This is a genomic window from Streptomyces alkaliterrae, assembly GCF_007097205.2.
In the GTDB taxonomy this organism is placed as follows: Bacteria; Actinomycetota; Actinomycetes; order Streptomycetales; family Streptomycetaceae; genus Streptomyces; species Streptomyces alkaliterrae.
Window position 1 is genome coordinate 1 of sequence record NZ_VJYK02000300.1, and the last position, 6800, is coordinate 6800.

Below are 6800 nucleotides of genomic sequence, written 5' to 3' on the forward strand. Positions count from 1 at the left end.
GGCTGGGGTGGGTCGGTGACGTGTCCGGCATGGGGGCTTCCTCGACTCGGCCTCGACGGTTGGGGCAGGGGGGCAGCGGTGCTGTGGTCGACAGCGCCTGGGACGACGGTACGGGCGTCGGCCGGCGCGCTTCGCCGCACGCTCAGTGGACCGCCCGGATGGCGGCGGTGAGCGCGGCCGGCACGTCCGGGACGGTGGTGTGGACGCCGTCGCGCACCACGTGCCGGCCGGCGACCACGGTGTGCCGCACGTCGGCGGCGGTGGCGGCGAACACTGTGCTCTCGACGGCCAGTTCGGGTGGCGGCCCGGCGGTGCGGACGGTGTCCAGCGCGACGGTGGCGAGGTCGGCCGGGGCACCGACCGCGATCCGTCCGGCCTCCGGCCAGCCGAGCGCGGCGTGCCCGTCGGCGGTGGCCGCGGTGAGCAGCTGGGCGGCGGTCCAGTTGCCTCTGGCCCGGCTGCGCAGCCGTTCGTCGAGTTCCATCGCGCGGGCCTCCTCCAGCAGGTCGACGACGGCGTGGCTGTCACTGCCGAGGCTGAGCGGGCTGCCGGCGCGTTGCAGGGCGGTGGCGGGGCCGATGCCGTCGGCCAGGTCCCGTTCGGTGGTGGGGCACATGCAGACGCCGGTGGTCGAGCCGCCGAGCAGGGTGATGTCGTCGCGGGTGAGGTGGGTGGCGTGCACGGCGGTGGTGCGGGGGCCCAACGCACCGTGGTCGGCGAGCAGTTCGGTGGGGGTGCGGCCGTGGGCGGCCAGGCAGGCCTCGTTCTCGGCGGGCTGCTCGGAGAGGTGGACGTGCAGTGGGGCGTCCCGTTCGGCGGCCCACCGGGCGACGGTCTCCAACTGGTCGGCGGGGACGGCGCGTACGGAGTGCACGGCGGCGCCGATGCGGGCGTGGTCGGCGCCGGTGAGGCGGCCGACCCGGTCCGCCCAGCCGGCGGCGTCGCCGTCGGAGAACCGCAGCTGCGGTCGTTCCGGGGCGGCGCCGAACCCGGCGGAGAGGTAACACGTGTCAAGCAGCGTGATGCGGATGCCGGCCTCGGCGGCGGCGTTGATCAGCGCCTCGCCCATGGCGTTGGGGTCGGCGTAGCGGCTGCCGCCGGGCGCGTGGTGCAGGTAGTGGAACTCCCCCACGCAGGTGATGCCGGCGAGCGCCATCTCGGCGTAGACGGCCCGGGCCAGCGCGTAGTAACCGTCCGGGGTCAGCTTCTCGGCGACCCGGTACATGACCTCACGCCAGGTCCAGAACGAGCCGGGGCCCCCGCCCGCGCCGCCCGCGCTCACCGAACTGCCGGCCTGGACGTGGCCGCGCAGCGCCCGGTGGAAGGCGTGGGAGTGGGCGTTGGCCAGCCCGGGCACGGTCAGCCCGCGCAGCACGCGGGCGCCCGGCGGCGGACCGGTCTGCCCGGTGGCCAGCGCCGTGATCACGCCGTGGTCGGTCTCGATCGCCACGCCTGGCCGGACGACGCCGTCCAGCCAGGCGTGTTCGGCCCAGTACGTCACCGGCACGCCAGGTCCTCCAGTACGTCGGCGAGGGCGAGGACGCCGGCCACGCAGTCGTCCTCGGCGGCGTGCTCGGCCGGGGAGTGCGAGACGCCGGTGGGGTTGCGGACGAACAGCATCGCGGTGGGCACGGCGGCGGAGAGGATTCCGGCGTCGTGCCCGGCGCCGGTGGGCAGGACGGGCGCGGGCCCGCGTTCGTCGCCGAGGCGGTGGGCGAGCCGGTCCCGCAGGTCGTGGGTGAACTCCACGACCGGGGTGAAGGACTCGCGGGTGACCGCCACCTTCACCCCGTCGGTCACACCCTGTTCGACGGCCGACCGCTCGACGGAGGTCACCAACTCGTCGAGGGTGCGTTCGTCGGCGGCGCGGGAGTCGAGCCAGCCACGCACCAGGGAGGCGATGGCGTTGACGCCGTTGGGGTCGACCTGGATCTTGCCGAAGGTGGCGAGCGCGCCGGTCCGCTCGGCGTGGTCGCGGGCGGCGAGCACGGTGCGGGCGTAGGTGAGCATCGGATCGCGGCGGTCGACGAGGCGGGTGGTGCCGGCGTGGTTGGCCTCGCCGTGGAAGTCGAACCGCCAGCGACCGTGCGGCCAGATGGCGGAGGCGACGCCGACGGGGTGCGGGGTGTCGGCGAGGGCCCGGCCCTGCTCGACGTGGAGTTCGACAAACGCGCCGATGCGGGCGAGGCGTTCGGGGTCGGGGCCGATGGCCTCCGGGTCCAGGCCGGCGCGTTCCATGGCGGTCGTCCAGCTCACGCCGTCGGCGTCCCGTAGTTCGGCGGCTTGTCCGGGGCTGAGCTGGCCGGCGGTGAGGCGGGAGCCGGCGCAGGCCAGGCCGAACCGGGCGCCCTCCTCGTCGCCGAAGTTGGCGATGGCCACCGGCCGGTCGAACTCCGCCCCCCTCCGGCGGAGTTCGTCCAGCGCGGCGAAGGAGGACACCACGCCCAGCGGGCCGTCGAAGGCGCCGCCGTCGGGGACGGAGTCGAGGTGGGAACCGGTGACGACGGCGTCGGTGCCGTTGGGGTCGCCGAGCCAGGCCCACTGGTTGCCGTTGCGGTCGACCTCGTAGGCCAGCCCGCGGGCGCGGGCCTGGGCCTCGAACCAGGCGCGGCAGTCGGCGTCCGCACCGGTCCAGGCGAACCGGCGGTAGCCGCCGCTGTCCCGGTCCCGGCCGATGGGGGCCAGATCGCGCCACATCTCCAGGAAGGAGGCGCCGGTGGCGGGTGCGTGCGCGGTCACTCCGTCTCGCCGCCCTCGCGCATGGGTACCCGCACACCGCGTTCGGCGGCGACCTCGTCGGCGCGCTCGTATCCGGCGTCGGCGTGCCGGATGACGCCCATGCCGGGGTCGTTGGTGAGGACGCGGCGGATCTTCTCGCCGGCCAGCGGGGTGCCGTCGGCGACGGTGACCTGCCCGGCGTGGATCGAGCGGCCCATGCCGACGCCGCCGCCGTGGTGCAGGGAGACCCAGGAGGCGCCGGAGGCGACGTTGACCATGGCGTTGAGCAGCGGCCAGTCGGCGATGGCGTCGGAGCCGTCCAGCATGGCCTCGGTCTCCCGGTACGGGGAGGCCACCGAGCCGCAGTCGAGGTGGTCGCGGCCGATCGCGAGCGGCGCGGACAGCTCGCCGCCGGCGACCATGTCGTTGAAGCGCTCGCCGGCCTTGTCGCGTTCGCCGTAGCCGAGCCAGCAGATGCGGGCGGGCAGCCCCTGGAAGTGGACGCGCTCGCCGGCCATCCTGATCCAGCGGGCCAGCGACTCGTTCTCCGGGAAGAGGTCGAGGATGGCGCGGTCGGTGGCGTGGATGTCCTTGGGGTCGCCGCTGAGCGCGGCCCAGCGGAAGGGGCCCTTGCCCTCGCAGAACAGCGGCCGGATGTAGGCGGGGACAAAGCCGGGGAAGTCGAACGCGCGGGTGTAACCGGCCAGTTGGGCCTCGCCGCGGATGGAGTTGCCGTAGTCGAAGACCTCGGCGCCGGCGTCCTGGAAGCCGACCATGGCTTCCACGTGGCGCGCCATGGACTCCCGGGCGCGCTCGGTGAAGTCGGCGGGCTTCTCGGCCGCGTACCGGGCCATGTCGTCGAAGTCGACGCCGATCGGCAGGTAGGCGAGCGGGTCGTGGGCGCTGGTCTGGTCGGTGACGATGTCGATGGGCGCGCCGGCGGCGAGCAGTTCCGGCAGCACCTCGGCGGCGTTGCCGAGCACGCCGATGGACAGCGGGCGGCGCTGGTCGCGGGCCTCGGTGGCCAGCTGGAGGGCGTGCTCGACGGAGTCGGCGCGCACGTCGAGGTAGTGGTGCTCGATGCGGCGGCTGATGGCACGCGGGTCGCAGTCGACGCAGATGGCGACGCCGTCGTTCATGGTGACGGCCAGCGGCTGGGCGCCGCCCATGCCGCCGAGGCCGGCGGTGAGGGTGATGGTGCCGGCCAGGGTGCCGCCGAAGCGCTTGGCGGCGACGGCGGCGAACGTCTCGTAGGTTCCCTGGAGGATGCCCTGGGTGCCGATGTAGATCCACGATCCGGCGGTCATCTGGCCGTACATCGTCAGGCCGAGCTGTTCCAGGCGGCGGAACTCCTCCCAGTTGGCCCAGTCGCCGACGAGGTTGGAGTTGGCGATCAGGACGCGCGGCGCCCACTCGTGGGTGGTCATCACGCCGACCGGCCGGCCGGACTGGACGAGCATCGTCTCGTCGTTCTTCAGCGTGGTGAGGGTGCGCGCCATCGCGTCGAAGGACCGCCAGTCGCGGGCGGCCTTGCCGGTGCCGCCGTAGACCACCAGCTTGTCGGGGTGTTCGGCGACCTCGGGGTCGAGGTTGTTGTGCAGCATCCGCAGGGCGGCCTCCTGCTGCCAGCCCCTGGCGGTGAGGTCCGTGCCCCTGGCGGCCCGTACCGGTCGCGGTCCTGACGTGGCTGACGTGCCTGGCATGACGGCGTCTCCTCGCTTCGACTGATTCTATTCAGACACAATACGCAGTGAATAGAGCTAGTCAACACCGCCGCGGGAACCAGCTCGGGCGACCGGCGCTTTCCGGCCGCGCCGCCCTGCGGCCTCGGGGTGGGCAGGGGCAGCATGGAGGCATGTCAGCAAGCCGAGCAGGCCGGACCGACAACGCCGACAGCACCAACAGCGCCGACAGCACCGACAACGCCGACAACGCCGACAGCACCGACAGCACCGCCGCGCCGGTGCACCACCTCAGCCACCGCCGTGACCTGGCCGTTCGCGCGGCCGTCCGGCAGGGGCTCGTCGACGAGCGGCAGCCCGTCGCGGGGTTGCTGGACGTGGCGGCGCTGCGGGAGCGCGCGGCCGCGCTGCGCGCCGCGTTCGACGACGTGTCCGCCCCCGGCACCACCGCGCTGCACGCCTTCGCCGTGAAGGCCGCCTCACTCGTGCCCGTACTGCGGCTGCTGCGGGACGCCGGGCTGGGCGCCGAGGTCGCCAGCCCCGGCGAACTCGCCCTCGCCCGTGCCGCCGGCGTCCCACCCGAGCGGATCGTGCTCGACTCCCCCGCCAAGACGACCGAGGAACTGCGCGAGGCACTGCGGCTGGGCGTGGCCGTCAACGCGGACAACCCGCAGGAGCTGGCCAGGCTCGACGCGCTCGTGCCCGAGTTCGACCAGCAGCCGCCGATCGGGCTGCGCGTGAACCCGCAGCTCGGAGCCGGTTCCATCAACGCCATGAGCACGGCGACCGCCACCTCGAAGTTCGGCGTACCGCTGCGTGACGCCGGGGCGCGCGAGGAGGTGCGACGCGCCTTCCTCGCCCGCCCCTGGCTGAGCCGCCTGCATGTGCACAGCGGCTCGCAGGGCGTGCCGCCGGAGCTGATGGCCGAGGGTGTCGCCGCCGGCCACGAGCTGGCCGAGGAGGTCAACGCCGCCGCCGGTCGGCGGCAGGTCACCGGCATCGACATCGGCGGCGGACTGCCGGTGGACTTCACCACCGACGAACCCGCCGACGACTTCGCCGCCTACGCCGCGCTGCTGCGCCGCCGCGTCCCCGGCCTCTTCGACGGCCGCTACGCGCTGGTCACCGAGTTCGGCCGGGCGCTGGCAGCCAAGGCCGGCACCGTGCTGGCGCGGGTGGAGTACACCAAGTCGGCCGGCGGGCGGGCCATCGCGGTCACCCACGCCGGGGCCCAGACCGCCGTGCGCACGGTCTTCGCCCCCGACGCCTGGCCGCTGCGGGTGCTGACCTACGACGCGGCGGGCGGCGTCAAGACCACCAGCGGCGCCCGGGGCGTCGTCCAGGACGTCGCCGGGCCGTGCTGCTTCGCCGGGGACCTGGTGGCCACCGGGCGCGAGCTGCCCGAGCTGGCCCCCGGCGACCTGGTGGCGCTGCCGGACACCGGCGCCTACTACTTCTCCACGCCCTTCGGCTACAACAGCCTGCCCAGACCGGGCGTGTACGGCTTCACCGTCGACCGCTCCGGCGAGGTCCGGTTCGCGACCGTGCGCCGGGCGCAGACCCTCGCGGAGATCGTCGCCGAGGCGGGCGGCGCACACGACGACGCGCTCACCGCCCTGCGGTGAGCGCCCGGGCTGCGCGGCAGGCCCTCCCCGACGGGTCGGGCGCCGCGGCCCTCCGATGGTCCGTGAGTCGGCGGGAGCCGGTCGGCACGTTGCTCGGCGGTGGCCACGAGCAGCCACCACCCAGCCGGACGGCGTACCGGGCGAGATCGACACGTCGGCCGGCGACCACCCTGGTCACCGGCCGGCGCCGAGCCGCTCGACGCGCGGGAGGCCCACGGGCCGAGCTGCCGCCCGGCGGGGATCAGTCGGCCGCTTCGGCCGGGCCCTCAGCGGGACGCGATGACCCGGTCCGCGAGTACGTAGACGGTCTCCTCGCCGCAGGCGAACGTCAGCGCGTACGCGCCCGAGACCCCGGAGCCGCCGAGCAGCACCGGCGCCACGCCGTCGTCCAGCGCCCGGCCCAGCCGGTCGGCGGTCTCCCGGTGGCCCGGGGAGAGGCAGATGGTCGTCTCGTCGGCGAAGACGTACACGTCGAGCGTGCCCAGCGGGCCGCTGCGGACGTCCGCCAGCTCGGTGCGGCGCTCGGCGAGCAGGCCGAGCCGGGTGATGGTGTGCTCGTGCTCGCCGGGCACGGTCGCCGCCTCGGGCGCGGCGGCCGGAGCCGGCACCACGGGGTCGCCGCTGAGCGAGAAGCGCGGGTCGGAGGGGTGTCGGCGGCGGGCGGCGGACAGTTCGCCGCTCTCGGCGGGCGGTCCCGCCGAGGCCGCCGGCTCCTGCGTCTCGACGTCCTCGGGCCCGGCCTGGCGGGGCAGGAAGGCCCGCCCCTCGCCAGGCC

General features: G+C 74.9%; 4 protein-coding genes and 1 pseudogene. 1 reads left to right on the forward strand and 4 read right to left on the reverse strand.

What is annotated here, in order from left to right; genetic code table 11:
* Window positions 1–142: 142 nt before the first annotated feature.
* The 3 genes from FNX44_RS21930 to hutU are packed head-to-tail and all read right to left on the reverse strand — an operon-like array spanning window position 143 to window position 4421.
* Window positions 143–1507 (reverse strand): formimidoylglutamate deiminase, encoded by a 1365-nt coding sequence (locus tag FNX44_RS21930; protein WP_143650471.1) that lies wholly within the window; start codon window positions 1505–1507, stop codon window positions 143–145.
* On the reverse strand, window positions 1498–2697 hold the full coding sequence (locus FNX44_RS21935) for an allantoate amidohydrolase (RefSeq protein ID WP_143650476.1): 1200 nt from the start codon (window positions 2695–2697) through the stop codon (window positions 1498–1500). The genes FNX44_RS21930 and FNX44_RS21935 overlap by 10 nt, the downstream gene beginning before the upstream one ends.
* Before the next feature lie 38 nt (window positions 2698–2735).
* Window positions 2736–4421 carry a urocanate hydratase gene (gene hutU, locus FNX44_RS21940; protein WP_143650473.1) on the reverse strand — a complete coding sequence of 562 codons (1686 nt, stop codon included), beginning with the start codon at window positions 4419–4421 and terminating at the stop codon, window positions 2736–2738.
* Between the two features lie 152 nt (window positions 4422–4573).
* Between hutU and FNX44_RS21945 the strand changes: the two genes are divergently transcribed.
* The gene (locus tag FNX44_RS21945) at window positions 4574–6025 is read left to right on the forward strand and encodes a type III PLP-dependent enzyme domain-containing protein (RefSeq protein WP_143650474.1); all 1452 of its coding nucleotides are present in this window, start codon (window positions 4574–4576) and stop codon (window positions 6023–6025) included.
* Window positions 6026–6291: 266 nt separating this feature from the next.
* On the opposite strand, the pseudogene FNX44_RS21950 reads toward FNX44_RS21945, so the two are convergent.
* A pseudogene (locus tag FNX44_RS21950) lies at window positions 6292–6800 on the reverse strand (hypothetical protein); the annotation flags it as partial.

Bases quoted from the DNA above. Each gene is read 5' to 3' on its own strand.
- FNX44_RS21935 (WP_143650476.1), bottom strand. From the start codon at position 2,697: ATGTGGCGCGATCTGGCCCCCATCGGCCGGGACCGGGACAGCGGCGGC.
- hutU (WP_143650473.1), bottom strand. From the start codon at position 4,421: ATGCCAGGCACGTCAGCCACGTCAGGACCGCGACCGGTACGGGCCGCC.
- FNX44_RS21945 (WP_143650474.1), top strand. From the start codon at position 4,574: ATGTCAGCAAGCCGAGCAGGCCGGACCGACAACGCCGACAGCACCAAC.